This window comes from Mongoliitalea daihaiensis, assembly GCF_021596945.1.
GTDB lineage: Bacteria > Bacteroidota > Bacteroidia > Cytophagales > Cyclobacteriaceae > Mongoliitalea > Mongoliitalea daihaiensis.
Window position 1 is genome coordinate 303,510 of record NZ_CP063779.1, and the last position, 24,824, is coordinate 328,333.

The 24,824-nt window shown below is 40.4% G+C and carries 26 protein-coding genes and 1 pseudogene; 9 read left to right on the forward strand and 18 right to left on the reverse strand.

Annotated features, from left to right (window positions below; translation table 11 throughout):
* Positions 1 to 128 precede the first annotated feature (128 nt).
* The 4 genes from cysM to IPZ59_RS01000 are packed head-to-tail and all read right to left on the reverse strand — an operon-like array spanning position 129 to position 2,669.
* Positions 129 to 1,007: a cysteine synthase CysM gene (gene cysM, locus IPZ59_RS00985; protein ID WP_236138027.1), complete on the reverse strand. Its 879-nt coding sequence runs from the start codon at positions 1,005 to 1,007 to the stop codon at positions 129 to 131.
* Positions 1,007 to 1,834 (reverse strand): serine O-acetyltransferase EpsC, encoded by an 828-nt coding sequence (gene epsC / locus IPZ59_RS00990; protein ID WP_236139749.1) that lies wholly within the window; start codon positions 1,832 to 1,834, stop codon positions 1,007 to 1,009. The genes cysM and epsC overlap by 1 nt, the downstream gene beginning before the upstream one ends.
* A gap of 21 nt (positions 1,835 to 1,855) precedes the next feature.
* A complete protein-coding gene (locus IPZ59_RS00995; protein WP_236138028.1) occupies positions 1,856 to 2,401 on the reverse strand; it encodes a hypothetical protein in 546 nt (181 codons plus the stop codon).
* Positions 2,382 to 2,669: an FtsB family cell division protein gene (locus IPZ59_RS01000; protein WP_236139750.1), complete on the reverse strand. Its 288-nt coding sequence runs from the start codon at positions 2,667 to 2,669 to the stop codon at positions 2,382 to 2,384. The genes IPZ59_RS00995 and IPZ59_RS01000 overlap by 20 nt, the downstream gene beginning before the upstream one ends.
* Before the next feature lie 171 nt (positions 2,670 to 2,840).
* Here IPZ59_RS01000 and IPZ59_RS01005 point away from each other — a divergent pair, with 171 nt between their 5' ends.
* A complete protein-coding gene (locus tag IPZ59_RS01005) occupies positions 2,841 to 5,621 on the forward strand; it encodes a WD40/YVTN/BNR-like repeat-containing protein (protein ID WP_236138029.1) in 2,781 nt (926 codons plus the stop codon).
* Positions 5,622 to 5,697: 76 nt separating this feature from the next.
* Here the strand turns inward: IPZ59_RS01005 and IPZ59_RS01010 are convergent, their stop codons facing one another.
* The 10 genes from IPZ59_RS01010 to IPZ59_RS01055 all read right to left on the reverse strand — a co-directional run bounded on the left by IPZ59_RS01010 (position 5,698) and on the right by IPZ59_RS01055 (position 14,699).
* The gene (locus IPZ59_RS01010) at positions 5,698 to 6,288 is read right to left on the reverse strand and encodes a porin family protein (RefSeq protein ID WP_236138030.1); all 591 of its coding nucleotides are present in this window, start codon (positions 6,286 to 6,288) and stop codon (positions 5,698 to 5,700) included.
* Positions 6,289 to 6,352: 64 nt separating this feature from the next.
* Entirely contained in the window at positions 6,353 to 6,715 is a 363-nt protein-coding gene (locus IPZ59_RS01015; protein WP_236138031.1) for a response regulator, read from the reverse strand.
* Positions 6,716 to 6,853: 138 nt separating this feature from the next.
* Complete coding sequence (locus tag IPZ59_RS01020; RefSeq protein WP_236138032.1) at positions 6,854 to 8,242, reverse strand: sodium-dependent transporter; 1,389 nt, start codon at positions 8,240 to 8,242, stop codon at positions 6,854 to 6,856.
* Positions 8,243 to 8,281: 39 nt separating this feature from the next.
* Complete coding sequence (locus IPZ59_RS01025; protein WP_236138033.1) at positions 8,282 to 9,220, reverse strand: SDR family oxidoreductase; 939 nt, start codon at positions 9,218 to 9,220, stop codon at positions 8,282 to 8,284.
* Positions 9,204 to 10,034: a peptidylprolyl isomerase gene (locus IPZ59_RS01030; protein WP_236138034.1), complete on the reverse strand. Its 831-nt coding sequence runs from the start codon at positions 10,032 to 10,034 to the stop codon at positions 9,204 to 9,206. Before IPZ59_RS01030 ends, IPZ59_RS01025 begins: the two co-directional genes overlap by 17 nt.
* A complete protein-coding gene (gene hemC, locus IPZ59_RS01035) occupies positions 10,031 to 10,969 on the reverse strand; it encodes a hydroxymethylbilane synthase (protein WP_236138035.1) in 939 nt (312 codons plus the stop codon). The genes IPZ59_RS01030 and hemC overlap by 4 nt, the downstream gene beginning before the upstream one ends.
* Positions 10,941 to 11,873, reverse strand: a complete 933-nt coding sequence (gene rimK, locus IPZ59_RS01040; RefSeq protein ID WP_236138036.1) for a 30S ribosomal protein S6--L-glutamate ligase — start codon at positions 11,871 to 11,873, stop codon at positions 10,941 to 10,943. Before rimK ends, hemC begins: the two co-directional genes overlap by 29 nt.
* 20 nt (positions 11,874 to 11,893) lie before the next feature.
* Positions 11,894 to 12,349, reverse strand: coding sequence for an ATP-dependent zinc protease family protein (locus tag IPZ59_RS01045; RefSeq protein WP_236138037.1), 456 nt, complete (start codon positions 12,347 to 12,349; stop codon positions 11,894 to 11,896).
* Positions 12,346 to 13,494 carry a DNA polymerase III subunit gene (locus IPZ59_RS01050; RefSeq protein ID WP_236138038.1) on the reverse strand — a complete coding sequence of 383 codons (1,149 nt, stop codon included), beginning with the start codon at positions 13,492 to 13,494 and terminating at the stop codon, positions 12,346 to 12,348. Before IPZ59_RS01050 ends, IPZ59_RS01045 begins: the two co-directional genes overlap by 4 nt.
* A gap of 5 nt (positions 13,495 to 13,499) precedes the next feature.
* Positions 13,500 to 14,699, reverse strand: a complete 1,200-nt coding sequence (locus IPZ59_RS01055; protein ID WP_236138039.1) for a GlmU family protein — start codon at positions 14,697 to 14,699, stop codon at positions 13,500 to 13,502.
* 142 nt (positions 14,700 to 14,841) lie between these two features.
* Between IPZ59_RS01055 and IPZ59_RS01060 the strand changes: the two are divergent.
* Positions 14,842 to 15,452, forward strand: a pseudogene (locus IPZ59_RS01060) (Uma2 family endonuclease).
* A gap of 57 nt (positions 15,453 to 15,509) precedes the next feature.
* Here IPZ59_RS01060 and IPZ59_RS01065 read toward each other — a convergent pair.
* Positions 15,510 to 15,755 (reverse strand): type B 50S ribosomal protein L31, encoded by a 246-nt coding sequence (locus IPZ59_RS01065; protein WP_236138040.1) that lies wholly within the window; start codon positions 15,753 to 15,755, stop codon positions 15,510 to 15,512.
* Between the two features lie 115 nt (positions 15,756 to 15,870).
* Entirely contained in the window at positions 15,871 to 16,737 is an 867-nt protein-coding gene (locus tag IPZ59_RS01070) for a hypothetical protein (protein ID WP_236138041.1), read from the reverse strand.
* A gap of 154 nt (positions 16,738 to 16,891) precedes the next feature.
* Between IPZ59_RS01070 and IPZ59_RS01075 the strand changes: the two genes are divergently transcribed.
* From IPZ59_RS01075 to IPZ59_RS01090, 4 genes are all read left to right on the forward strand, one after another.
* Positions 16,892 to 17,500, forward strand: coding sequence for a hypothetical protein (locus tag IPZ59_RS01075; protein ID WP_236138042.1), 609 nt, complete (start codon positions 16,892 to 16,894; stop codon positions 17,498 to 17,500).
* The gene (locus tag IPZ59_RS01080; RefSeq protein ID WP_236138043.1) at positions 17,490 to 17,795 is read left to right on the forward strand and encodes a winged helix-turn-helix domain-containing protein; all 306 of its coding nucleotides are present in this window, start codon (positions 17,490 to 17,492) and stop codon (positions 17,793 to 17,795) included. The genes IPZ59_RS01075 and IPZ59_RS01080 overlap by 11 nt, the downstream gene beginning before the upstream one ends.
* A 171-nt stretch (positions 17,796 to 17,966) precedes the next feature.
* The gene (locus IPZ59_RS01085; protein WP_236138044.1) at positions 17,967 to 19,208 is read left to right on the forward strand and encodes a hypothetical protein; all 1,242 of its coding nucleotides are present in this window, start codon (positions 17,967 to 17,969) and stop codon (positions 19,206 to 19,208) included.
* Between the two features lie 13 nt (positions 19,209 to 19,221).
* Positions 19,222 to 19,881 carry a hypothetical protein gene (locus IPZ59_RS01090; protein WP_236138045.1) on the forward strand — a complete coding sequence of 220 codons (660 nt, stop codon included), beginning with the start codon at positions 19,222 to 19,224 and terminating at the stop codon, positions 19,879 to 19,881.
* A gap of 143 nt (positions 19,882 to 20,024) precedes the next feature.
* Here the strand turns inward: IPZ59_RS01090 and IPZ59_RS01095 are convergent, their stop codons facing one another.
* Positions 20,025 to 20,282, reverse strand: coding sequence for a Txe/YoeB family addiction module toxin (locus IPZ59_RS01095; RefSeq protein ID WP_014771086.1), 258 nt, complete (start codon positions 20,280 to 20,282; stop codon positions 20,025 to 20,027).
* Positions 20,279 to 20,536, reverse strand: a complete 258-nt coding sequence (locus IPZ59_RS01100; protein WP_236138046.1) for a type II toxin-antitoxin system Phd/YefM family antitoxin — start codon at positions 20,534 to 20,536, stop codon at positions 20,279 to 20,281. Before IPZ59_RS01100 ends, IPZ59_RS01095 begins: the two co-directional genes overlap by 4 nt.
* 297 nt (positions 20,537 to 20,833) lie before the next feature.
* Here IPZ59_RS01100 and IPZ59_RS01105 point away from each other — a divergent pair, with 297 nt between their 5' ends.
* The 3 genes from IPZ59_RS01105 (at position 20,834) to IPZ59_RS01115 (ending at position 24,819) form a co-directional block, all read left to right on the forward strand.
* Positions 20,834 to 22,519 carry a hypothetical protein gene (locus IPZ59_RS01105; protein WP_236138047.1) on the forward strand — a complete coding sequence of 562 codons (1,686 nt, stop codon included), beginning with the start codon at positions 20,834 to 20,836 and terminating at the stop codon, positions 22,517 to 22,519.
* Between the two features lie 65 nt (positions 22,520 to 22,584).
* Positions 22,585 to 24,417 carry an ABC transporter ATP-binding protein gene (locus IPZ59_RS01110; RefSeq protein ID WP_236138048.1) on the forward strand — a complete coding sequence of 611 codons (1,833 nt, stop codon included), beginning with the start codon at positions 22,585 to 22,587 and terminating at the stop codon, positions 24,415 to 24,417.
* Positions 24,418 to 24,453: 36 nt separating this feature from the next.
* Complete coding sequence (locus tag IPZ59_RS01115; protein WP_236138049.1) at positions 24,454 to 24,819, forward strand: hypothetical protein; 366 nt, start codon at positions 24,454 to 24,456, stop codon at positions 24,817 to 24,819.
* The last annotated feature ends 5 nt before the right edge of the window (positions 24,820 to 24,824 follow it).

Here is a 24,824-nt window from a genome sequence, read left to right on the forward strand (position 1 = left end):
CCTGCCCTTCTGGTCTTTGGACTTATGGCATACAACTTAGGATGCTTTTTTTATTTCATGAATCGTATCAGGAAAAACGTTAAAGATTCCTCTTACATTTCGCTAGATAAATGAAATAAACTTGGGTTTCAACCAAACAAATCAGAACTTAAGTAGCGATCCCCTCTATCGCATGTGATACAGACAATGACTCCATGGTCTAATTCCTGTGCAATCTGAAGCGCCGCATGAAGGGCTCCTCCGCTGCTCATACCTGCCAAAATCCCTTCCTCTTTCGCCATTCTTCGAGTCATTGTTGTAGCCTGTTCTTGGCTGACATCAATCACTCGATCTACACGGGAAGGGTCAAAGATTTTGGGCAAAAATTCAGGTGACCACCGACGGATTCCGGGTATATTGGAACCATCTGTAGGTTGAGTTCCTACAATCTGTATAGCTGGATTTTGCTCTTTTAGGTATTTGGACACGCCCATAATTGTGCCTGTCGTACCCATAGCAGACACAAAATGGGTGACTTTCCCCTCCGTATCTTTCCAAATTTCAGGTCCTGTGCTGTAGTAGTGAGCCATGTAATTGTCCGGATTGGCAAATTGATCCAACATGACATAACCCTCTTCACGGGCCATCTTTTCTGCCAATTCACGAGAGAATTCGATAGTTTTTGCCGCAGGTGTTAGAATCACCTTTGCACCATACGCTTCCATGGATAAAATCCGCTCTTTGGTTGAGTTATCTGGCATCACTAAAGTCATATGCAAACCCAAAAAGTTAGCAACCATCGCCAATGCAATGCCCGTATTCCCACTCGTAGCCTCTACCAAATTAGCATCCGCTTGAATCGTTCCTCTATCAAGAGCAGATTTCAGCATATTGTAAGCTGCTCTATCTTTCACAGATCCGCCAGGGTTTTGTCCCTCCAATTTACAATATATCTGAACTCCTGGATTTGTTGGGATGGTACGAAGTCCAACCAAAGGAGTATTCCCTATAAGTTTTTCAATATACATTAGGTCTTAATGATATAGGTTTCACGATGTCCTCCAGAGGGGTCCTGCATATTTGCTTGGTAATACACTTTAGATTGTGGAGGAATGGATTTAGTCAACCACACATTTCCTCCAACTACTGAATGCTTTCCTATAATCGTATTGCCACCTAGTATAGTTGCCCCCGCGTAAATAACTACATGATCTTCGATGGTGGGATGGCGTTTCTTATCTGCATCATTCTTTTCCACACTCAAAGCACCTAAGGTAACACCTTGATATATTTTCACACATTCACCAATTGTAGTCGTCTCTCCAATAACGATGCCCGTACCATGATCTATACAGAATTTAGGACCAATGGTCGCTCCAGGGTGGATATCTATCCCTGTCTTGCTATGGGCATACTCTGTGATCATACGAGGAATTAAGCCGATGCCAAGAGTGTATAAGGCATGAGCAATTCGATAGGCTGTAACTGCATAAAATCCAGGATAGCATCTAATAACTTCTGTTAATGATTTGGCCGCTGGATCACCATCATACATTGCTTGCACATCTTGTAAAAGCAACTCATAAACCGAGTCTAATTGATTGAAAAAATCGTCTGCAAGCTCTCCCCCATCCGATTGATGCAAGTGTTTATTTTTAATTAATAAGCCACTCAATCTGCATTTCAACTCATCTAGTTTATGCTGAATTTGATCTGGATCTTTTAAAAGTTCAGCAGAGAAATCCGGAAACAAAATACCGAGTAAGTCTTCAAAAAATCCCTGAATGATTTTTGAAGATGGACATTCCGGACAATTTTGATGTGCTTGAGCTAATTTTTCAACAAAAGATGGCATCATAAAAATATTGGAAGATTACTAAAACACTAAACCAACACGGATCACATAAGGTTCATTGTATGGAGATCGGCGGATATCAAAATTAAGGTTGTATAAAAAGGTAAAGTTGACTCCTCCTCTATTCCCAAAAGGCATAAAATACCCTCCCCCAACCAGTAGGGCATCTACCCACTCTCTTCTAAATGAATCTGAGGAAAAGTTGAATACTTCAAAGTTTAAGGTTTCGTATTCAGCATGTAAAAAAACATTTGGAAAAATATTGAAACGAGAAAAAACTCTTCCTCCAAAAAGAGAATTGGATCCACCGATAAACCGACTGTCATTGAAATATTGATAAGTAGCTCCTAACCCAGAAGACAGCTTATCTGTAATCATAACCCCAGCCAAGGGTGATAAGTCAATGAAAGTAATGGTCCCAAAAGACATCCCAAAATTTCCTCCGACATACATTCGATCTTTAAGAGAAGGCCTTTCTTCCGGTTCAATCACCCGCTGCGCAAACGACGCTTGTGTAAATAGGATCGCTATAAATGCAAGCAATAGCCTATTCTTCCACCACCACATACAAATCCTCCGTTTTCTTCTTCATATAATAGCGCTCTCGGGCAAATTTTTCCAACAATTCGTAGTTACTCATCAACTCTTCCCTATCAGCTTTGATTTTTTCTTTTCGCTCCAAGTAAAATTCTTTCTGATTTTTTAGCTCTTTTAGCTTAGATCCTAATTTAAACTGAGAAACAATGTCATTAGAGTCGATAAAGACCATCCAAATGATGAAAAAAAGTGTGAAGAGCACGTAGAAATTTTTGCTGTATTTGAAAATTTTAGACATGACTTCTGAAATTTTGGACATAATTTACCTTTGGCAATTCGAACTTAGCAAAGATTTCTACCATTTTCAAATCCCTAGCTTTCCAATTATCCAAAGAATTGGTCTTTCAGCCTTTTTTAAGCAATTTAATTTGCCTAATTTCTTATATTTCAATTGATAAATTCATCGACTATGATCAAACTATACTTGAAAATTTCTTTTCCGATTTTTGTATGGGGAATGATGGGCATTTCTACAGCCCTCGCCCAAGAAATCAAACCCACGTCTGCCAAAGAATTAAAGGAGGCGGTTGAAATACATCAACAGATGCTTGCAGATAGCCCCTTTCTAAATTATCCAGCTAGAAATGTAGGCCCTACCAATATGAGTGGACGTGTGGTGGACATAGAGGTCAGCAATGACTATAAGACCTTCTACATCGCCGCAGCTTCCGGTGGGGTATGGAAGACAAGCGACAATGGTCAGTCATTTGCACCAATATTTGACCATCAAGGAGCGCTAGGTATTGGAGACATGGCCCTTTCTAAAAGCAACAATAACATCCTTTGGGTTGGTACAGGTGAAAATAACTCCAGTAGGTCCACCTACGCCGGTGCAGGTGTGTATAAGTCTACCGATGCTGGACAAACTTGGCAACATATGGGACTTGGATTCTCCCAACATATTGGTCAAATTCAAATCCACCCAACCAATCCTGATATTGTGTGGGTAGGTTCTATGGGTTCCCTCTATTCGACTAATGAAGAACGAGGACTTTATAAAACCACCGATGGTGGAAAAACATGGAAGCGAACCTTATTTATCAATACTAACACAGGTGTAATCGATATTAAAGTGGATTCTAGCAATCCGAACCACCTATTGGCAGCAACTTGGGAGCGATTCAGGCAATCCCATGATTTTATTGGTAATGGGAAAGGCTCGGGAATTTGGAGATCGGAAGATGGTGGAGAAACTTGGCAGCAATCGACAGCAGGATTCCCGACGGATGAATTTGTAGGAAGAATTGGCTTCGATTTCAGCATGAGCCAACCCAATATTGTATACGCATTGCATGATAACCAGCGAACCGAAACAAGGGAATCACCCCGACCAGTGGGTACCAGAAATGCGGACGAACTCAGTTTTGATAGTTTTCAAAATATGAGTGCTGCAGACGTTCAGAATTTGGACAATGCCAAATTGGATCGTTTCCTCCGTAGCAACCGATTTGCAACCAAATACAATGCGGCTTCTGTTAAGCGCTTACTTGCACAAGGGAAAATCAACACACAACAAATCGCTGTTTATAATGGTGGCGGGCTAGACGCAAATGCGGCTATTTTAAACTCCAGTGTAATTGGAGCAGAAGTCTATCGCTCCGAGGACAGCGGTCAATCATGGAAAAAAGTCAGTGAAAGTGACTTATCCCGCCTTTATAATACCTATGGTTATTATTTCGGAGAAGTCCGGGCAAGTACAAGCAATCCTGATGAGCTTTTTGTATTGGGAGTACCTTTACTGGTTTCTAGAGATGGGGGAAAAACTTTCGCATTATCAGATACTGTAGGAAATGTACACTCAGATCATCAAGCCATGTGGATCAACCCTCAAGATAGTCAGCACATCCTTTTAGGGACAGATGGTGGCCTTTATCGATCCTATGGAGGAGGCGAACGCTGGGAGCATTTGAATACAGAATTGACCATCAGCCAATTTTATTCCATTATGGTGGATGAAAATGAGCCTTATAATATTTATGGAGGGATGCAGGACAATGGCGTATGGTATAGCAAATCCACTGGAAAACCATCTGATGTTTGGAGTTCTTTGATGGGGGGTGATGGAATGGTAGTAGCCGTTGATACCCGCACAAATGATATCGTATACACAGGATTTCAATTTGGAAATTACTTCCGAATCAATACAAAAACGGGAGAACGGAAATCAGTTACACCAGGACATGACATTGGTAGATCACCTAACCGCTGGAACTGGAGAACACCAGCAGTCTTAAGCAAACACAATCAAGATATTTTTTACATGGGATCCCAATACGTATATCGATCCTTGGATAGAGGAGATACTTGGGAAACGATATCTCCAGACTTAACCAAAAATCAAAAAAGCGGTAATGTACCTTTTGCTACACTAACCGTTGTGGAGGAATCTCCTCTAGAGTTTGGAACACTCTATGCAGGCTCTGACGATGGAAATATATGGATCACACGTGACCATGGAAAAAACTGGATAGATATTAGCAAAGGCTTACCTGCCGGAAGATGGATAAGCAGTGTTAGCCCATCTGCCCATCAGGAAGGAGTGGTATATTTGACATTAACAGGGTACCGGTTTGATGACTTCCAAGCCTATGTTTTTAAAAGCAGAGATTATGGAAAAACATGGACAAGTATTAAGGCAAACCTACCAATGGAAGCTACTAATGTCATTAAAGAAGACTTGAAAGACGCCGAAACTCTATACCTAGGTACAGATCATGGACTTTATATTAGCATAGATGGTGGGAAAGCGTGGGATCTATTTCAAGGGAATCTACCAAATGTTGCAATCTATGACATGGTTATACAACCCAAAGCCAATGACTTGGTCATAGGAACCCATGGAAGAAGTGTCTACATCGTAAATCTGGACATCTTACATAGCATCAAAAATGAGAAAAGTTCCTTTGCCATCTTAAAAGCAGATAATGTCCGGATCAATCCTCGATGGACGGGCATGTCTGGCAGAAGAAACGAACAGGCAGTTTTGTTTTTCCTTCCAAATGCATCATCCGTTTCCCTCGAAATTCAAAATGACAAGGGTGAATCAATACAGGCTTGGACAGTGGAAGGGGTAAAAGGCGTGAATGTGACTTCTTGGCAGATAGAAACAAGTATTCCAAAAGGAAAATATAGGATAAGAATCACGAATCATACGGGCGAGCTTATAGAAAAAACTTTTGATATCAATTAAATGATAAACTCTTATAAAAAAAAGCCTGACAATTGGTTACCCCAATTGTCAGGCTTTTTTTATATCTATTTACATATTAAAACAAACGGAAACCCGCTGAAACCATTAATTGGTTTTGACGCTGATCTGTGTTAAATCCAGCGATGCTTTGGGAAATCTTCCCTAATGAGTTTTCGTACTTTAAATCTAAAATCAAATTCCCTAAATCAAAGCCAATTCCAGCTTGATAACCAAGCGTAGATGATTTGTAATCTACATCCTGAGCTACGTTCAAAGCATCATTAAGTGTGTAATCCAACAAGATTGATGCAATTGGACCTGCTTGAATCCTGAAAACTTTGGCTAATTTAAATCCAACCATAAATGGGATATCCAATCGATTAAAGTTTGCATCTATAGTGGCATCTACGGAATTTGCATTTTTCTGAATGATGGTTCCTCCTGTATTCGTATACAAAAATTCAGGTTGAACATATATTGATGATCCCCCCATGCGTATAAAAGCACCCACGTGGTACCCAAGAGTAGCTTCACCTGATTCGAAACCATCTCCACTCACAGAAATATTACTTTGGGACACCCCTACTTTTGGGCCAATTGAAAAATCTTGAGCATAAAGCCCAAAACTCACAAACATAGCAACTATGGTAAAACCTAATCTTTTCATAATAATTATCATTGTGACATATGCTAAGGTAACAAAAAGTGAAAAAAATAACTAGTAAAAGATTTTAGTCTCTCGCATGTTCTCTTGCAATATTGTATAATTGATAAAAATCCATTGGTTTTGGAAGCAATTCATCAAACGAATCTTTGCTTTTCCTTTTATAAACTTCAATATTTCCAGCGGTGAACCCAATGATAGGAATAGATCGCATTTTAGATGATTTTTTGATTTCACTTAAAAGCATCAATCCGTCCATATTGGGCATCATAATATCTGTAATCACCACATTAAAATCTTTTTCTACGGCTAAAATTTCTAAAGCCTCAATACCATCACATGCTGTAAAAACCGTATGGTTTTCTTTTTCGAAAACCTTTTTAAGGATTAATCTAGCTACTGCATCATCATCAACTACTAGAACTTTCATATGTGTTACTTTTATTTGGTAAACGAACAAAAAAATATACATGTAAATTACATATTTTTTAGCATGAAAACCAAATATAGTATCATAAAAAACAAAAAAGAGAGGCTAGCCTCTCTTTTTTGTTCCAAAATTAAATGATCAACCGCCCTCTTGTGGCTCTCCAAAGGCACCCAAGGTATCTAATAAAACGAGTGCTATCACGATTGGACATACCCACTTGATAAAGAAAATCCAAGCTTTACGGTAAGGCCCTTTGAATCCGGGAGCTCCCATAGCCAACTCATTGGCAAAGTCACCGATTTTTTTAGCCCATCCTGTGTACAAAGCAAGCATAAAACATATCAATACGACAGCAAAGGTCCCAAACAAGAAGTCCATGATAGAGAAGAAGCCCATTTGTTCATTGCCTCCAAACTTCAGTGTAAGAGACTGGAAAAAATTCCCTTCTATAGAAGAAAGCGCAGAAGGTATAGACAGCGCCATAGCAGCAATACCTATGGTCCAAGCGGCCTTTTTTCTACTCCACTTTCTTTCATCTATAAAGTAAGCTACTGGCACTTCCAACATAGAAATAGAAGATGTCAAAGCAGCAACCAATAATAACAAAAAGAATAAGGCACCGATGAAGTTCCCTCCTGGCATGGCATCAAACACTTTTGGCAACACCTCAAAAACCAAGGCAGGACCACCCGCAGGATCCTTTCCTGGAAGCAAGGCAAATAGCGCAGGGAATACCATCAAACCACCAAGTAATGCTACTGTGCTATCCATACCCGCAATCCAACCAGAAGACTGTACAATATTGCTGCTCTTAGGTAAATAAGAACCAAAGGTAATCATCAACCCCCATCCTACAGACATAGAGAAAAATGCCTGACCGAGTGCAGCCAATACTACCTTACCACTGATTTTGGAAAAATCAGGCTTCAAATAATATTCAATACCTGCACTTGCACCTTCCAAGGTGACCGCTCTACCAGCAATGAATATAATGATGATAAAAAGAATCGGCATCAAAAATTTCGCTGCTTTTTCAATCCCACCAGATACACCACCCAGTACAACCGCAATTGTCATTAAAATAAATGCGAAACACAAAGGAATGACATACATTGGTGTCTGCTGAAAATCCTCAAAATCTACTGGAATATTTATCAATTCAGTAAAAATATACCCAATCGTCCACCCAGCAATTACGGAATAATAACTCAATACACAGAAACATACAAGGATACATAAGACCCCAGCCAACTGCCAAAATTTATTCCCACCTGTTCCTCGAATCGCCCCGATTGGGTTTTTTCCGGATATCCTTCCCAATGCAATCTCGTTGAGCAAGAGAGGAAGTCCTATCAAAAGAACACAAATTGCATATACAAAAACAAAAGCACCGCCGCCATTCTCACCTGTGAGGTATGGAAATCTCCAAATGTTTCCAAGTCCTACTGCTGAACCGGCAGCCGCCATAATAAAACCCAAGCTGGAACCCCATTGGCCTCTTCCTTGGGTATCTGCATTCATTGCCATACGTTACGAAGTAAGTGTGATTTATAAATTTATTTAATTTTAAGAATCGGCTAATTTAAGTTGTTTTGCCAAAATACCAATTCCGCTAGTAAAACTTTTGGGTTCAAAATCCAACTCATTTTGAACTTTTTGGATAATAAAACCTGTTTTGAGCGGTCTCTTTGCCGATTGTGTAAATGTAGCCGAATTCACAGGAATTAATAATCTTTTATCCAGCCCAAAATAATCTGCCGTCAAGGTTGCCATTTGGAAAGGTGTCAATACATCTGCTCCAGAAACATGAAAAATTCCTTTGGATCGATGCACCATCATCAAAAAACAAGCATCAGCCAAATCCTCTACCAAGGTAGGAGTTCTAATTTGATCGGTTACCACTTGAATAGTTTTACCTGCCATCAATGATGCACGTACCCACAGAATGATATTACTCCGACTTAGGCCTTCCGCAACACCATATACCAATACTGTTCGGGCAATAGCCCAGTTCAACTGACTGTTTTGAAGCAATTGTTCAGCTGCTAATTTGGTCTCACCGTAATAGTTAACAGGACAAGGAGTATCTTCTTCTGCATAGGGGCCATTCTCTCCATCAAAAACAAAATCCGTTGATAAAAAAATAAAATAAGACTGGAATTGTGCTGCGGCATTGATCAGGTAAGCTGTTCCCTGTACATTGACTGCGTACGCCTCATCTTGTTGCTCTTCGCAGATATCTGCCTGTGTAATCGCAGCCGCATGAATGACCACTGTAGGCTTATACAGTTCAAAAACCCTAAATACCTCCTCCTCAGAAGTGATATCCATAGTCTCCCATTCATAGTATCCCTGATAGCTATCTGGTAGCCTACTGCAACCTAGACCTGTAGCAACTACCTTCACTTGATCTCTCTGTACAAGGAGCCCTACCAATTTATGCCCCAAAAGCCCATTGGCCCCTGTAATCAGGACTGTTTCAATGCGTTCATTTTCCAAATTCATATCCAAAGTCTTTGGTGATTTTGGATTTAGAAACTTGCGATACGCTTACTTTCATATAAACCGGATCTATTGGCTTATCCCGTGGACCTGTTTCTACTTCTGCTATTTTCTCCATGACATCCAATCCTTGGATCAATTTCCCAAATACGGTATATTCATTATCCAAATGTGGCGTTCCTCCAACAGTCGTGTATGAATCGATCTGCTGTTGGGTCATGTTTTTTTCAAGGTTGATATTGTAGAAAGCTTCCAAATCTGATTTGGTGGCAAGCATCATTTGATTGATAGTTTCAAACTCCTGACTTTGATACAAGCGCTGATATTCTTCCATCAACTCACGATTACTAGCCAACTGCATATACTTGAAAAATGACTCTGATAGTAACTTCATATCTACTAACAATTCATTTCGATCGTATACCTTTCCTTGAACAATGTAAAACTGGGAACCACTAGATCTCCGCTCAGGATTGACATTATTACCCATTCTAGCAGCTGCTATCATTCCCTTCTCATGAATAAAGCCAGGCTTGATTTCGGCAGGTACAGTGTACCAATCTTCCTGAGGAAGTCCTTCTTTACCAAAGACATCTCCTCCTTGAATCATGAAATCCTTGATTACCCGATGGAAGTCTGTAGAGTCAAACCTCCCAGCTTGCGCCAAATTCACAAAATTCTCTTTGTGTTTCGGGGTTTCATCAAATAAAACCGCATACATATCCCCATACTTGGTTTCAAACTTTACCAAATATTCTTTTTCTGTTCTACAAGAAAAACTGATTGCTGCCAAGAAAATTACTAATAACGCTCTCATGTATTCAATCCTTTTTTAATGTCCTTTAAAATTTTATCTCCGCCTGCATTCAAGATCCCCTGAGCAAGCGTCTCTCCCAACTGAACCGCATTTGTAAAACTTCCTTTAACTTCCTGAACAATCCTTTCCCTCCCATCAAGACTCACAATTCCTCCTTTTAAGGTAAGTTCTTGAGATTTCACACTGGCCAATCCAAATACAGGAATACTGCATCCTCCTTCCAACACTCGAAGATAGGCTCTTTCAGCTTCCAAACGATAGCCTGTTTCCTGATGATGACAAGCCGCTATAATTTGTCGCTTGATCTCAGGATCAAGATTAGTAGAAGACTCTATCGCTACTGATCCTTGCCCTACGGCGGGAGTAAACTCTTCCAAACTTAATTCATCTACAATCATCTCATCGTAACCCATGCGATGTGCTCCAGCATAGGCTAATAACAAGGCATCGCATACCCCAGACTCCATCTTAGCAATCCGTGTCTGTAGATTTCCTCTTACTTCTACCGTTTGAATGTGTGGATAAAAATGCTTGAGCGTGGCTACCCTTCTGGTAGAAGAGGTTCCTAGCAATAACGGTTTGGAAGAATCTTTATAATCAATTCCTTTTTGATGGCTGAGAATAATGTCATTCACTTTTTCACGCTCTGTAAATGCAATCAACTCGAAGCCCTCCGGCAATGAGGATTGCATATCTTTGGCACTATGCACCGCGATATCAATAGCTCCTGAGGCCAATTGATCCTCCAGCTCCTCCGTAAACACTCCTTTACTTCCAATCTTAGCAATAGAAACATCGAGAATTTTATCTCCTTTGGTATCTATGATCACTATCTCACTATCAAGCCCTTGCTTTTTTAACAAGTCTTGAACATGATAAGCCTGCCAAAGTGCCAGTTTGCTCCCTCTAGTCCCTATTTTGATCTGCTTGTTCATGTTTGATTCTTTTTTTCTTGGCTAACTTTTTCACCGATTCTTCGATGTATTGGACAATGTCTCCCGCTATATCATTGGCAGTGGCTTTTTCTATTCCTTCCAAGCCAGGACTGCTATTCACTTCCAGGATCAAAGGCCCGCGCTCGGATTGAAGCATATCTACCCCCGCGATATCAAGCCCCAACGCTTTAGCAGCCCCTAAGGCTGCAAGCCTTTCTTGTTTCGACAAACGAATAACTGAGGCCTTGCCTCCACGATGTAAATTGGAACGAAACTCACCCTCAGCACCTTGACGCTTCATAGCTCCTACCACTTTCCCATTGACAATAAATGCACGGATGTCAGCTCCTTTTGCCTCTTTGATAAATTCCTGTACAATTATACGAGCTTTCAATCCATGAAAAGCTTCAATTACAGACTGAGCAGCTTTTTTGGTTTCTGCAAGTACGACTCCCAGCCCCTGTGTTCCTTCCAACAACTTGATAATCAGCGGAGCGCCCCCTACTCGTTCAATCAATGTCTTTTCTCCTCCTTTTGAAAAATTAGTGAAAGCTGTCTTGGGCATTCCTAATCCAGCTTTGGACAAAATCTGCAAACTTCTCAACTTATCTCGACTGCGGACAATAGCCTCAGACTGTACCGCAGAAAATGCACCCATCAATTCAAACTGACGGACTACGGCTGTGCCATAAAATGTAACAGAGGCTCCAATTCTTGGAATAATCGCATCAATGCCCTCTAACTTCTCCCCTTTGTAGATGATGGAAGGACCTTCTTGCTCGATAATCAAATCGCACAGTAAATGATCCACAATGACTGATTCATGACCAGCAGCAAGAATCGCTTCCTGCAGCCTTCTAGTAGAATACAAATGTTGATTTCTGGAAAGAATGGCGATTTTCATAGGTAGGGATGGATTCTCCTTTACTGTTTATGTGTTGGCTTATTTTTTTTAGGACTGCTGATATGAACTTGGGACACATCCACCAAAAACCTTCCGTGAATGAGTTTCCTTCCGATCAATACAGCATTCCGCATTTTTGAGCGGTCTGTGAGTGTAAACTCCGCTTCAAATTCCTCCCCAAACATACGGACTTTTGTACTGACTTTGTAACGAATCTCAGCTTCTCCAAAAGAATTCTTTACCCGCTTTTGTGTGTAAGAAGTAGCCTTCAGTTCTTTACCGGAATACCGTCTATCCAAGATCGATAACAATTTGAAATAAAGCACTTTCACACCTTCTTCCTCCCGCTCCTCAGAGTAGTCACAGTGGATAGACGATGTATAGGCACCTGTGTCTATTTTAGAACTGATGGATTTGATCCCCCAATCCGGGAAACTTATTTTTTCCTTTCTTCCAATGATTTTTTTTTCGCTCATGCCGTTGATTTTGCTCTCATAATTCTAGCAAGCTGAAAAGAGAGGTCTGCAAACATGATTTTCACATTGGCATTCCGCTCTATGTGATAATGTGCCTCATTGAGTAAAGTATACATCTTCATGATTTTTTCCTCAGTCAAGACAAATTCACCTAATTTATGGATAAAGTCCCTATCATCCTCCGAACTCCTTCTCAAATCAATCACATCTGACTTATCCAACAAAACTTCTCTCAGAACATTGATACCTGTGAGTAAGATAGATTTTTGACCTTCTTTATCTGTGGACCCAAAATTTTCTGTAAACTTAAAAATAACATTGATATCTAACGAGAAACACGCTCTAAACCAATCCCGGATCAAGGCAGTATTAGCATCCTTCATATCATGGACCAAATGATATGCTTCCCGCATATTTCCGTCCGCTAAAGGTGCAATCTGTACCGCAACTTCCGTAGAACAAAGCTCAGTCCGAACGAGGTGTGTCTTAATTTCCTCATCAGAAAACGCCCGGATCATTATTTTTTGTGTCCTCGATAAAATTGTCGTCAACAATCTGTCGGGGTGCGAAGTCACTAAAAAAAACAAGGTTTTTGCAGGTGGTTCTTCGATGATCTTCAATAAAGCATTGGCCGACGATGTATTTAAAAACTCAGGACACCATATCAACATCACTTTGAATCCACCCTCAAAGGACTTTAAAGATAACGTCTGTATAATTTGCTTTGCCGCCGCTTTGGAAATATTCAGCTGCTTTTTTTCAATGTTATTATGGTATATCCAATCCGAAACATTTCCGTAGGGATACTGCTGCACAAAAGTTCTAAAAGAAGCTATATAATCTACTTTTTCTGTTTTGGATCCATTACTGTCTTCATCATCCTTCGTGCCAGGAACCGGAATAGCAAAATTGGTGTCAGGATGAATTAACTTTCCCATCCGCTGACAAGATGGACAAATCCCACAAGCATCCTCTTCTTGTGGGTTCTCACAATGAAGGTACGTTGCTAATGCAAGTGCCATGGACAATTTGGGGGAGCCCTCTGGTCCATGAAACAGCAACGCATGTGCCAAATGGTCATTTTTAACAGCCTGTAAAATTTTTTGCTTGACCTCAGGCAAACCTGGTATAGAAGAAAATAACATATCAATCAGCCTTCTTTATCCCAAATACGGTAATGTTTGGTCAATTCGAAAACTTTCAGCAGGATTTCTTTTTCAATGACATCAAAGTCCAAACTTCTTCTTTTCATGACTGCCTGGGCAGTTTCCTCAAACTTTCTGAATTGAAAGGTGGTAAAACCTGCTGCCCCTCCCCAAGAAAAGGAAGGAATAAAATTCCTTGGAAAGCCATCCCCAAAAATTAAAGCCCCAACGCCTACAACAGTACCCGTATTCAACATCGTGTTGATACCTGTTTTGGAGTGGTCGCCTAACATTAAACCGCAAAACTGTAAGCCTGTATTGGTAAAACCTCCCTTGGTATAGTCCCAGACTTTTATTGGCGCATAGTTATTTTTTAAATTAGACGTATTGGTATCTGCGCCAAGGTTACACCATTCACCAATCACCGAGTTGCCCAAAAACCCTTCGTGTCCCTTATTGCTATATCCGAAAATCACCGAATTGGATACTTCGCCTCCTACTTTGGAAAATGGACCAACCGTAGTGTCACCTCTCAATTTGGCCCCCATATTAACAGTACTCCCTTCACAAAGGGCAAAGGGTCCTCGGATAAGAGATCCTTCCTGAATTTCCGAATTCTTACCAATGTAAATAGGTCCGGATTCTGCATTGAGCACAGCAGCTTTTACCTGTGCTCCCTCTTCAATAAAAATATTTTGAGGATGATAGACAATGGTATGTGTATCTTCGATTGGGGCAGAAGTACGCCCCTTCGTTAGCAAGGTAAAATCTTGTCTGATTTGAGCACCATTGTATTGGAAAATATGCCAATTTTTCTGCACAAGCACAATGGATTCTTCATATACGCGTACCTGAAGATTTTTTGCTTGCTCAATAGAGAAAAACTCTTGTGGGCTAGTTTTAGCCGCCAAAATCAGTTGTTGATGCATCAAAACCTCACCAGTTTTTAGTTGCCGAATGGCAGCCACCAACCTATCATCCGGACACAAAGCACCATTGATCCACCACTCCTGAGCCCCTACTAACGGAAATTTGGTCTGCAAATACTCTTGGGTAAGATAGCTGATATTCCCTCCCAAGTAGCGCTGCCACTTTTCGGAAATTTTCAAAATCCCAACACGGATTTCTGCCACTGGACGTGTAAAAGTAAATGGCAGCAAGGACCCTCGAATCGCTGGGTCGTCAAATAAGACAAAGTTCTCCATGGCACAAAAATAAAAAAGTCTCACAGAAAACAACCGCTTTAATCCAGCGAATAAACAACCCTTTGGTATATTCGTATGTATAGGGTCAAATGAGTGGTAGTTTAGACTTTCAACAACTGCAAAAATTCAGTAAATTGGTGTCATGGAAAAAGAAGAGCCATACAATCTTGTAAAAGAGCCCTATTCAGAATATGGGAGCTATACCTATGCGAATTATCTGCAATGGGATTTGGATCATATGGTCGAACTTATAAAAGGGAAAGTCTTTAGACAAGCAGCCACTGCCCAACTAAGAACACACCAAGATTTATCAGGTAGAATTTTTAATAAACTTTTTAACCATCTAACAGATAAGCATTGTAAAGTTTATGCGGCTCCATTTGATGTGAGACTACCCTACCAATCCAATAATGATAAAGAAATCCAGACAGTTGTCCAGCCAGATATCTGTGTTATTTGTGATCTCACTAAGTTAGATAAGATGGGTTGCCTCGGGGCTCCTGACCTCATCATGGAAATTTTATCCCTAGCAACAATAAAAAGGAACTTCAAAACAAATACGAGGTATATGAGGAAAGCGGAGTTACAGAATATTGGGTCGTCCATCCTTATGAACAAACATTGCTCGTATATTCATTGACTGAGGCAACGTATGTGCCTTCCAAGCTTTTTACGCTTGGAGACAAGGTAGCTTCCCAATGCATTGAAGGATTTGTTCTTGACCTAGACGAATTATTTGAGGGATTGGAATAAAAAAACTCCCTAAAGTGCATGCTAGGGAGTTTTTTGAAAATTTTCTGTAAAAGAAAATTATTTCTTGGAGTATCTTCTGTTGAATTTTTCCACACGACCAGCGGTGTCCAAAATCATCTTTTTACCAGTGTAGAATGGGTGAGAGTTAGAAGAAACCTCGATTTTGTACACTGGATATTCTTGACCATCTTCCCAAACGATTGTTTCGCTAGTCTCTATAGTAGACTGCGTGATAAACTTATATTCGCTAGAGGTATCGTAGAATACGACTGGTCTGTAGTTAGGATGAATGTCTTTTTTCATTGTATTGCTATTTTCCTTAATCACTCGTTAGAAATGAGGCACAAAGATATTGCTTTTTTGAAAGCATACCAAAAAAGAATCAAAATTATTTGACTTTCATTACTAAGCTCCGCAATCAATCCATAAAGTTGAATGAATTTAGCGCCACACGCGTGGTATTTCTAGCTTTTCTGTGAAAATTATTCGCTAAACGAAAACTTGTCACGTCAACCAAAAAGAGTGGTAATAAAAGTGAATTCTGAGCAGAAGATTGAAACTGAGGAACCAACACGAAAGATATAAATGCCAGTGTTCCAATATTAGATATCGTATCAAAAGTTCTTGCTCTCTTAAAGTACTTATCACTCAGTTTCAAATCCACATCCAATGTAGGATTACTATTTCGGATGTTGGCAAACTGAGCATCTGATAGGGGAATTTTGCCATCAAAATACCTCATTTTTGGCCCAAAGAATCCATGCTGCCCTCGCATAGATAAAAAGGGCTGTGTAGAATATGTCGAACGCAAATTAAAATTATACATATCTGTAGCCTCTTCAATACTTTGAAATCCATTATTCTTCATAACATTTCCAGCAATTGCAAGCCCAATCCCGGCTATAGAGCCAATAAAGTAGGTCCTAAAGGCAGCTTGATTCCCTCCCAAAGCACTGCTTAGCATCCCTATGGAACTAACAAAAACAACTACCGGTGCCGTGTAACTCAAAATACGACCTCCCTGAAATGTATTCAACCCTCTTGCTAGCTGATCATCCTTCAAATCAGTTTGATTCATCAAGGCTCTTACTTCATTAGCAGACATCCGTTCCCCGTCAACTAAGAAAAATAGACCTCCCCAATTACTTTCTTGCAGCACGATGGTAGATAGATCGAGGGATTTCGTATTAGAAAAATAACTTGTCTGCTGCCCCTCCACATCATTTTTGATAATTAAAAAAGCTACCAAAAACAAACAAATTCTTTGAAGTAGAACGTTACCCATAATTTCGATAATTAAAATCAAGACCAAATATTTAAAAATAACACACAAAAAGTAACGAATGAATTATAATTAAGTTCTTTTAACACGGAATTTTTTTGTAAAAATTAAAAGTGCAGAAAATTCTCTTTTACTTTGCGAGACAAAGTACTTTGAGATGAAAAATCCTAACCAAGAACTATCCGAAATAAAGTCCATGATGGAACGAAGCAAGCGCTTCCTATCGCTTAGTGGTATTGCCGGAATCCCCGTTGGACTGACTGCACTAGCAGGAATTACAGCCATCAATTTTGTGATTCACCAATCATGGAATGTTTGGCTTTTTCCAGAAGCACTCACCTTATCCAATGCTCAGCTATTATGGATGGGAGGAATTTCTTTACTCATGTTTGGAATAGCGGCGCTCATTACTTGGGTTTTGAGTCATAAAAAAGCCTCCAGGCAAAAACTCGCCTCACCTGCTTCCATTCGATTTTTGGAGGCACTCGCTATTCCGATAGCCTTTGGAACTGTTGCCTGCCTACTTTTTGCCAAGAACGAATTGTATACTTACATCCCTGGACTAAGCTTGTTGATGTATGGCCTTGGGATGATTCAAGCCGCGCAGCATTCCTTCCAAGAACTCAAACGACTGGGTCTTACAATTTCGGTTTTGGGACTAATTGCTTTTCTAGCCCCTTCTTTCAGCTTAATTCTTTGGGCTATAGGATTTGGGGGCATGCATATTTTCTACGGTATCTGGATGCACCTCAAATATGACCGCTAATCCTACGACTATGTATGACAAAGCATTTGAAAATATTATACGGCTTCGCATCATGTCAGTATTGATGGTAAATGAATCTTATGACTTCAACGCATTCAAGGAACTATTGGAGGTAACCGATGGAAATCTGGCCTCACACCTGAGATACTTGGAGAAGCAAGCATACATCCTCGTTGAAAAGTCCTTCGTGGGACGGAAACCACAGACCTCTTACAGGGCAAGTTCAGCTGGTGAAGAAGCTTTTCGCAAGCATTTGAGCTATTTGGAGGCGCTGATCAATGAAAATAAATCCTAGCACACTTCTTTCCATGAAAAAAAATTTAATACAGAAGTGCTCCAATATAATTGAAAAAGAAAACCTAACAGGAATAGAATTCTGCCAATGCATTCATACAGTGGAAATCCACTTTCCCAATGCCTAGACAGCTATTCAATTACCAAAACGCACTAAATTCCTTCCCCAGCTATGAAAGACCAAATCCTCTCCAACATCGGCGAACCTGCCAACTTGGAAAAACTCTACCGCAGCAATCCAGCTAGTTTCAAAGACTCATTCTTCCAGCTTCGAGAAGAACTTACAGACAGTCCCATGGCGGCATTTTGGCAAGCACGTCTTCAGACTGATTCTGAATCTATTTCTTGGGGAACTTCATCGGAGCGTTGGTTTCTCTTAGTAGGCGCTATCATCTTGGGGGTTGGAATGAAACTCCCCTCTTGGTTTTCTATACAGGAAGACATCTACTTCGGAAGAAATGGCGCTTTTTTGGCCATGGGTGCACTGATTGCCTTCTTTGCTTGGAAAAACCAACTCAAACAAGGAACAGCAATTTGGATAAGTGGCATTATGGGTTTAGCCGTCCTTTACATCAATGCTTGGTCTTGGGACACAGAGACGGACACGATCCTCTTGGCATCTTTGCATCTTCCTTTGCTGATCTGGGGATTACTGGGCTGGAGTTTTACTGGAAATGAACCATGGAACCTCAACAAAAGACTGGACTATGTAAGACTTAATGGCGATATGGTTATCCTTTGTACGGTATTGTTGCTTGCAGGAGGTCTTACCACCGGCATCACAATTGGTTTGTTCGAATTGATAGGGCTTTCTATCGGGAATTTTTTCTTTCAAAACATCGTACTTGTAGCACTTCCCTCTATCCCTTTGCTAGCTACCCTGATCTTAGGTCACAATCCAAGTTTGGTCAATAAAGTATCGCCGATAGTTGCCAAGATATTCAGCCCTTTAGTCCTTGCAATATTAGTCATCTACCTGATTTCCATGGTATTTTCTACCAAAAGCATCTATACCGATCGTGAATTTTTGTTGCTGTTCAACATCCTCTTGATCGGAGTGATGGCATTGATCGTATTTTCTATCGGAGAAAGTAGTAAAAACTCCTCAGGCAAACTCCAACTCTTCACTTTAGTTGCCCTGGCTTCAGTAACCCTGATCATCAACGGACTGGCCCTGCATGCCATTAGTCTCCGAATTCTGGAATTTGGCTGGACGCCTAATAGAATCGCTGTATTGGGAAGTAATCTCCTCATGCTCACACATCTGCTATTGGTCACGAGAAATCTATGGATTGCCTTTTGGGACACTACCCAAGCTCCCAATGTGGGATGGGTCTTGGTGAAATATCTCCCATACTACCTTATTTGGATAGCTTTTGTAGTGTTTGGCTTGCCTCTTATCTTTGGGTTTTGATTAATTTACCAACATGAAAGTCATTCTTAGCCTACTTCTTTTTGTATTGACCACCTCCACATACGGACAGGTCATACCATCAGAAAACTACACTGATTTTTTATCTCATGGCTACGTCCTGCTAGAGGAAATCAAAGGAGACCTGAACAAAGATGGACTAGACGATCGAGTATGGATCATCCAAGGTTCCGATGAAGAACTCTTTATCGAAGATGAGTACCGCGGCACACTCAACCGAAATCCAAGAGGCATCCTAATTCTATTCCAGAAAGAGCAAACCTATGAAGTGGTTTTAGAGAACAATACATGCTTTCCTTCCGACAGCGAAGATGGGGGAGTATATGTTGCCCCTGATTTATATGTGACCGTTGGAAAAGGGAATTTGTCTATCAATTTTAGCCATGGAAGGTATGGATCACAGAAGTTTACCTTTAGATACCAGAATAGAGACTTTGAGCTGATCGGCTATGATCAGACTGACCGCTTTGGACCTGTGGTAGCCAAAGAAATTAGCATCAATTTTATGACAAAAAAGAAACTGGAAAGAGAGAACACCTTTGAAAATGAAGAGGAGGAGGTCTTTAAAGAAACTTGGAAAAACATTAAAGTTGATAGATTGATCAAGTTATCCGAAATCAAGGATTTTCTAGAGTTGGATATAGGGGCATTTTAAAATTTACTACAGAAACTCCACGAGTAGGCATCATTCCCGATATAGAAGTAAAGCCTTCTATTAAGGGAGTACGAGAAGGTTTTTAGCAAAAAAAATTCTTAAAATTTACTCTGTGTTGTAAGTTTTTGGTAAAGTAATTTTTTCTAGTCATAATGAAACCTGCATTTAGCAATCAAAATCTCTCCCTCTCGATATTGATAAATAAGTCTATGTTCACTATCAATCCGTCTTGACCAAAATCCGGCATATTTATGTTTCAAAGGCTCAGGTTTTCCAAGCCCATCAAAAGGATTTCTAGCAATATCTTTTAAAAGTTCATTGATCTTCTTGAGCTTATTCTTGTCGGTTTTTTGCCAGTACAAATAATCTTCCCAAGACTCATCGACAAAAATATACTTCATTTAACTTCAATTAAGTCATTACTGAAAGTTTCTCCTTTTTTCAATTTTTCAATCGCAGAATCTAACCTTAATTCATTCTTTCGAGATGATAATTCGTGATTAGTAGCCATAAGTGAATTGTACTCTTCCAATGACATGACTACAATCCCTGAATCTTTACCTCGATTTATAATCAAAGTTTCAAAGTTCTTTGCTACTCTATCCAAGTAAGCCTTCATATCCTTTCGGAAATCTGAGACAGTCGTTATTAGCATGATTATGTATTTTATTTAGTACAAATTTATGTACATAATTTGATTGTAACAACCTTTTTCTTTACCATTTCAATCTTTCAAACAATTCATCACTGAAAGATAAGCGGTCTCGGAAAGATGCGCTCGACGATTGCCAGTGCTCTCATGAGCTTGGCCTAACCCAATATTCTAAATAATTGGTCTGTTCCAAAAACCATTTAATTCCGGATGTCCTAAGCTAGAAATTTTTTCCAAACAATCAGAATTCAACATTTCCCCATTCTTTTCTTAGCTTTACAAGCAGAGAGCGTAGCATTCATGAAAAAATTATCATTGCTTGTTTGGGTACTAGCCCTTTTCACGCAAACCCAAGTGTTTGGCCAAGGAGCTTACATTCCCTTTAATCGAGATTACTACCATCTAGTAGAGCGTTATGAACTATTGGATGGACCCAACAACCCTACCTTCCATACAGGATTTAAGCCTTACCGCAGAGATCATGTAGGGATTTACCTGGACTCTCTCAGCAAATCCCCTAGCATCCAAACTGCCGCCGACAGATTCAATCTCGCATACCTTGCCAACGATAACTGGGAATTTGTCGCACAAGAAACAGCAGACTCCCAAACTCCCCTGCTTAAGAATTTTTACCGAAAGCCATCTGATTTTTATCATTACCGGGATGATGTTTTTGACATCCATGTGAATCCTGTTATCCACTTAGCTGCTGGCAGAGAACCTGGATTTGATAACTTCCGCTTACGAAACAGCCGAGGATTGGAGTTTAGGGGAAGCATTGACCGGAAAATCGCCTTTTATGCACACATGACCACCAATCAGGTGATTTTCCCCTCTTGGGTCAAAGACTATATCGAACATAGTGGTGCTGTCCCGGGAGAGGGTTTTTGGAAACGCTACAATCAGGAAGGCTACGGGTTCTTCTCTGCCATGGGCCATATTAGTTTCGACGTCAGTAAGCATATACAGGCACAAATCGGTCATGACCGAAATTTTGTAGGAGAAGGATTCCGATCCATGATCCTATCAGATTTTTCTAATCCTTATATGTTTGTAAAGCTGAATACCAATATCTGGAAACTGAATCTGACCAATGTTTGGGGACAGATGACGGCGGATGTCACTTACGACTTTGCAGGAAGACCTACGGACGACCGGTACCCACAAAAATGGTTTGCTATGCACCGTTTAGGCGCCAATATCGGCAAGCGTTTGAATATTGGAATCTTTGAGTCCGTGATGATGAACCAATTCAGTGTCAATTACCTTAATCCCATCATCTTCTATCGCTGGGTTGAGCATCAACTGGGTTCGCCTGATAAAATCATGCTGGGTACAGACGCCAAATGGAATTTTGCTAAAGGCATGCAGCTATATGGGCAATTTGCCTTGGATGAATTTGTATTCGGAGAGTTTTTTGGCATCGATGGACGACAGTCTTCACGAAATAAATACGGCTTACAGGCAGGCTATAAGTATATCAATGCCTTTAAAATTAATAATCTAGACCTGCAACTGGAATACAACCAAGCACGTCCATACACCTATCAGGAAAAATTTGATTTCCAGTCCTTCACCAACTATCGCACTCCTTTGACCCATCCCTTGGGAGCTAATTTTAGGGAAGCCATTGGTATCCTCCGCTATCAGCCCATTCCAAGACTACAAACTAACCTGACCGGAATGTATCAGTTTTTTGGAGATGACCCAAGTTCGGATGTGAATTTCGGGAAAGACCTCCTCAAAAACAGACTCAACACCAATACCGGAATAGGTCTTTTTGGGCACCGGATCGGTCAGGGAATAGAAAATCAGGTCCTCATGGCCCAATTTACAGCTTCCTATATGTGGAAGCAAAACATCTTCTTGGATTTCAGCCATACCTACCGCAGACAGACAGCACAAGATTTGGACGCCCCCACTACAACCAATTTCACCAATCTCGCCCTGCGCATCAACATGGTTCGCAAAGACTACCTCTTCTGAAAATAGCTGGAACAGTAAGCTTGCAGAAAATTTGTAACTTGCGAGCCTAACCCCTATTGATTGGTATGAATACTTACCTCAGGATTTTATCCTATGCTAAGCCTTACAGAAGATATTTCCCCATTTACATAGTCTACACCCTGCTCGCCATCATATTTGGCTTGTTGAATTTCACTTTGCTCAAGCCACTCTTTGATGTGATTTTTGAACAAGTGGAACCTGCATCCATGGAGCGGTTTTTGGACAAACCTAGTTTTAGTTTATCCCTGGACTACTTTATCCACCTATTCAACTACCATTTTTTACAAACTGCCGAAACTTCAGGCAAGTTTGGAACCTTGGTGTACGTCTGTATCATCATTGTGATATCGGTTTTCTTATCTAATCTTTTCACCTATTTGTCAGGGGTAGTCTTGGCGGAAGTCAGGGCGGAGGTCATCAAAAAAATGCGGATGGGCATTTTCACCCAAGTTACGCAGATGCATATTGGCTTTTTCTCCAACGAACGTAAGGGAGATTTGATGTCCAAAATCACCAATGACATTCAAGAGGTAGAGAATATGATTGTGCAGTCATTGAAAGTGGTATTCAAAGAGCCAGCTACCATCATTCTTTACTTCTCTGTACTTTTTATGATGTCGGTCAAACTGACCATCTTTACCATCTTAGTCATCCCGATCTCGGGAGCCATCATTGGAGGTATTACCAAGCGACTTCGCAAAAAAGCCATCGAAAGTCAAGAGTCCCTCGGTAGGATTGTCAATATTCTCGATGAGACCATCGGTGGTATGCGGGTCATCAAAGCCTTTGGTGCCCAGAAATATATTCAAGGAAAATTTGATAAGGAAACTAGTTTCTACTCCGATGTCAATGTTTCCATGGCTAAGAAAAACGAATTGGCCTCCCCTATTTCCCAATTTTTGGGAGTATCTGTGGTAGCCGGGATATTGGTGTATGGGGGTAGTTTGGTACTATCCAATACTTCTGAACTGAATGCTTCCGATTTTATCACCTACATTATCATCTTCACCCAGGTATTGAATCCTGCCAAGGAAATCTCCAAAGCTGCGTCTAGCATTCAGCGAGGATTGGCTTCAGCTGTTCGGATTTTTGAAGTGGTAGATACCCCAAGTGCTATTCAAAATAGCAAAAGTCCACAAATAATTACCGACTTCCATGAGTCTTTACAATTCCAAAAAGTAAGCTTCAAATACGAAAAAGAGGAAGTCCTTTCCGACATCAATTTTACGTTGAGCAAAGGAAAAACCATTGCCTTGGTAGGTCCTTCGGGAGGGGGAAAATCTACCATAGCAGATTTAGTACCACGATTCTATGACCCAAGTAATGGAACGATAACGCTAGATGGTGTTCCCTTACAGCAAATTGACATTGACTATCTCAGGAAACTAATGGGAATAGTTACCCAAGAATCTATTTTATTCAATGACACCGTGTTCAACAACATTGCATTTGGCCTTGAGGGGATCTCTCGAGAAAAAGTCATAGAAGCTGCACAAATTGCCAATGCACATGAGTTTATTGTGCACTTAGAAAATGGCTACGAGACCAACATCGGTGAACGGGGCAGCAAACTCTCCGGCGGTCAACGGCAGCGATTGAGTATTGCACGGGCGGTATTAAAAAACCCACCCATATTAATCTTGGATGAAGCCACGTCCGCTTTGGATTCTAATTCAGAAAAATTAGTCCAGGAGGCATTGACCAAACTTATGGCCAATCGAACTACCTTAGTTATTGCGCATCGATTGAGCACGATCCAACATGCAGATGAGATTTTAGTGATTCAACAGGGACGGATTGTCCAACGAGGCACCCATGAACAATTATCACAAACAGAAGGACTATACCAGCAACTTTCGAATATCCAATCAGTTTAGTAACTTACGGAATACAAACGCCCAAACAATTGCTTTATGAAACAATTTAATAAAATTATGCACCTGCTGACTGCCTTATTATTAGGGATCAGTTTGGTATTTTTCCTAAGCTTCAATACAACCAAGGGTATCTTAGGAATCGAAGAAATCAGTAGCGGTCTTGTAGTAAATTTCATACTCTTTATTAGTATTTTATTTTTGGGGGCTTGGGGTACTTCAGTGCTTGTCCAGAACTCAACTGAAAGTGAATTATCCAAAAAAGAAGCTGAAAAGAATGAGCTGAAAGCGAAATTGTATGACTTAGAACAAGGAGTAAAGTTGAAAAACATTGAACGAAAACTGGAGGAAAAAGAGGGAGAAAAGGAAAATACAGGAATTAAGCCTCGACAAAATTTCAAATAAACTAT